This is a genomic window from Maribacter sp. 4G9 (assembly GCF_002742265.1).
GTDB lineage: Bacteria > Bacteroidota > Bacteroidia > Flavobacteriales > Flavobacteriaceae > Maribacter.
The window spans coordinates 1-2,627 of the sequence record NZ_MDGL01000052.1; the positions used below are offsets into that span (position 1 = coordinate 1).

The 2,627-nt window shown below is 31.1% G+C and carries 3 protein-coding genes; all 3 read right to left on the reverse strand.

Features of this window, described 5'->3' with window-relative positions; translation table 11 throughout:
• Nucleotides 1-164 precede the first annotated feature (164 nt).
• The 3 genes from BFP75_RS07265 to BFP75_RS22070 all read right to left on the reverse strand — a co-directional run bounded on the left by BFP75_RS07265 (nt 165) and on the right by BFP75_RS22070 (nt 2,619).
• The gene (locus BFP75_RS07265) at nt 165-2,075 is read right to left on the reverse strand and encodes a DUF262 and DUF1524 domain-containing protein (RefSeq protein ID WP_099544584.1); all 1,911 of its coding nucleotides are present in this window, start codon (nt 2,073-2,075) and stop codon (nt 165-167) included.
• A 4-nt stretch (nt 2,076-2,079) separates the two neighbouring features.
• Complete coding sequence (locus BFP75_RS07270; RefSeq protein ID WP_123803357.1) at nt 2,080-2,418, reverse strand: hypothetical protein; 339 nt, start codon at nt 2,416-2,418, stop codon at nt 2,080-2,082.
• A 117-nt stretch (nt 2,419-2,535) separates the two neighbouring features.
• Nucleotides 2,536-2,619 carry an ATP-binding protein gene (locus tag BFP75_RS22070; RefSeq protein ID WP_309474607.1) on the reverse strand — a complete coding sequence of 28 codons (84 nt, stop codon included), beginning with the start codon at nt 2,617-2,619 and terminating at the stop codon, nt 2,536-2,538.
• Nucleotides 2,620-2,627 lie beyond the last annotated feature (8 nt).

The window sequence follows — 2,627 nt, forward strand, 5'->3', positions numbered from 1 at the left end:
CCGCGTTTTTGGAGTGCCTTCAAAAAACCGTTGAGCTCGTCACCGGTCTTGAACTGTTTAAAAAAATTGTCGTCGAATAATTCCTCGTTCTTCATAATGGTGTGAAAATTTAAAGTTAAAAAAATAGCGGGGGCATGCCCCCGCTATTTTTTTATTTACACACTTTATGAGATAGTCCCTCTTTTTTGAGGTACTATATCAACAAAATTAGTTGATGCTTTGAACGCTATGTATAGCTTTTTAAACTCTACTCTTACGCTTGAATCTAAATTCAATATTCGCTTTTCTAATATTTTGTATAGCGTTAGCATATCTCCATTTAAATACTCATAATCATCAATAGTATAAATGCTTTCTTCATTTACTGTTTCCGGTTCGCGGTATATGTCTAAAGTATTTTGAGATAATACAGGTATTTTCCAAACCTTAACTGCTCTTTCAGCTAATACTTTTGCTCTTGCTTCAATACTTGTTTCATTCCAAACTGTTTTATTTCTTACTGAATCATTTAAGAATAGAGGACTCATTTTAAAACCACCTTCTAAATCCATTTTAATTGAAAACGATTTATCAGATAATTCAGAATTATATCTTGTTAGTGTTAAGTTTCCTAATGTATGCAAGTATTTTGCTTTAACCTCTTTAAAATTTTCTCCTAACTCCTGTTGCCAAGCTAATGGTACATTTTCATTTTGAGGTAAAATATGTTCTATGGTATAATTTTCAGCATTTACTAACTCTTTACGTTCGTGATTTTCTAAAGACTCTAATAAATAATTTCTTGTTCTGAAGTTATATACATCTTTAACTTTTAAAGCTTTTTCAAATTCTATATCGTTAGGTAATCTTCTATAACTATCTAATAAAATTAGATTCGCTTGAAATGATTCTACATAAGTTTCTCGTTTTAAACGTTTATAAAAAGTTGCAAATGTTTTGTTTAAACTGTTTGTAGGTATGCCACATATTGCTCTTCTAAATACATAAGAAATCACTAAATCGAGAATACTAACAAATTCATCTTTTGTAATTACCTCATCTTCATAATCACCATAAACCGCCAAAAGTAAAGGGTATGAAGTATCTATACGCAACTTTGATATTTCCTTGAATTTTGATTTGAGTAATGGGTCTGATTCTTTGTGTAACCCTATACGTACATAAAAATCACCATAACGATTTAAGCTCTTAATGGTATCATCTATTGAAGCATATGCCTTTTTACTATTAATAAACTTTTTATACTTCTCATATACTTCATCAATTTTAGGAATTGCATTGTCTTGCATCGTTAAGTAATCTCTAATAAACCACGCTAACAAATGAGTCTTCTCTCCAAAATTCTTTTCCATAGGATACCAATACTTTAAGTAAAGGTCATTCTGCTTTTCTATGGTTTGCCCCATTAAGATATAGTTACGTATTAAATCTGCTTGGGTTAAATCTACACCTGTTGAGTTTAAACTTTCAAAAATGAGTTGTGGGTCGTCTTTACCACGTTCTAATATCACATCAACTATTTGTAATTTCTTGATTCCGTGATATAATTGCTGTACGTTTTCTGGTGTTATTTGTTGTTTAAAAAACGCATAATTATCTAAAACTCTTTGTGAAGCTGAATCGTCATTTTTAACCTCATCTATTAGGTTTTTTAATGTATTTTTATCTTTTTTAGTAAGCAGTAACTTATATTTAGAATCATCTTTTCGATGCTTATTAACTATATAAGTTTCTTGTACTTCTTCCCAAGTTTCATCTTCAAGTGATACTTCCTCATTATCCTTCAAAAAATGTGTTAAGGCTAATAATAATAAAGAAACTGTTGTTAACCGTTGTTGACCATCAATAACTAATAATTCTGGTACACTTGTTATTGGTGAAGTACCTGGTTTAAAATATACAATAGAGCCAATAAAATGGGTTAACTCTGATGTATCGCTACCTACTTTAATAATATCTTCAAAAAATTGATAGCATTGTTTTTGATGCCACGAATACGTGCGTTGGTATATTGGTATAGTAAATTGCTTTTTGCCATCTAAAAGGCTTATAAGTTGAGCTTGGGTTGCTTCCATATAATTATTCTTCTTCCTCGTTAGGTACTATTTCATTTTCTCCTAAAAGGTTATCAATTAATGCTTCTATCTTTTGTTCAAATTCTTCTGTCTCTGTATCTAAATCATAAATAACAATTTCGTCTTGTAAATAGGGAATTAAATCACTTTTTAAATCATCCAAACTAATGTATCCTTCTTCTAAACCATAATCTACCTCATCATCATCTACCTTATAAAAAGTCTGACCATCATCCATTGTTGCTTTAGGAAAAACTATGCGTGGAATTAAGGAATTAGCTATTTCAAACCACGTTTGTTCTTTTAATTCATCGTTTTCTTTCTCCCAAAACTCTTTTATCAAATCGTTTATCCCCTTATCGTTTTGATTGGATAAGCCGGGTAAACTGACCCACCTTCGCCGGATGAAACTGACCATGGCAAATGGACTGCCCAGATTTGATCTATCCTTGGGTTAAACTTAGTTTTTATTTTTCAATTTTCTTCTCATTGATTCTCCTTTTATATCTATTCTGTGAGCTGTATGCACCAAACGGTCGAGGATGGCATCGG

Excerpts from the sequence above, each read along its gene's own strand:
- BFP75_RS07265 (WP_099544584.1), bottom strand. The coding sequence starts at position 2,075 with ATGGAAGCAACCCAAGCTCAACTTATAAGCCTTTTAGATGGCAAAAAG.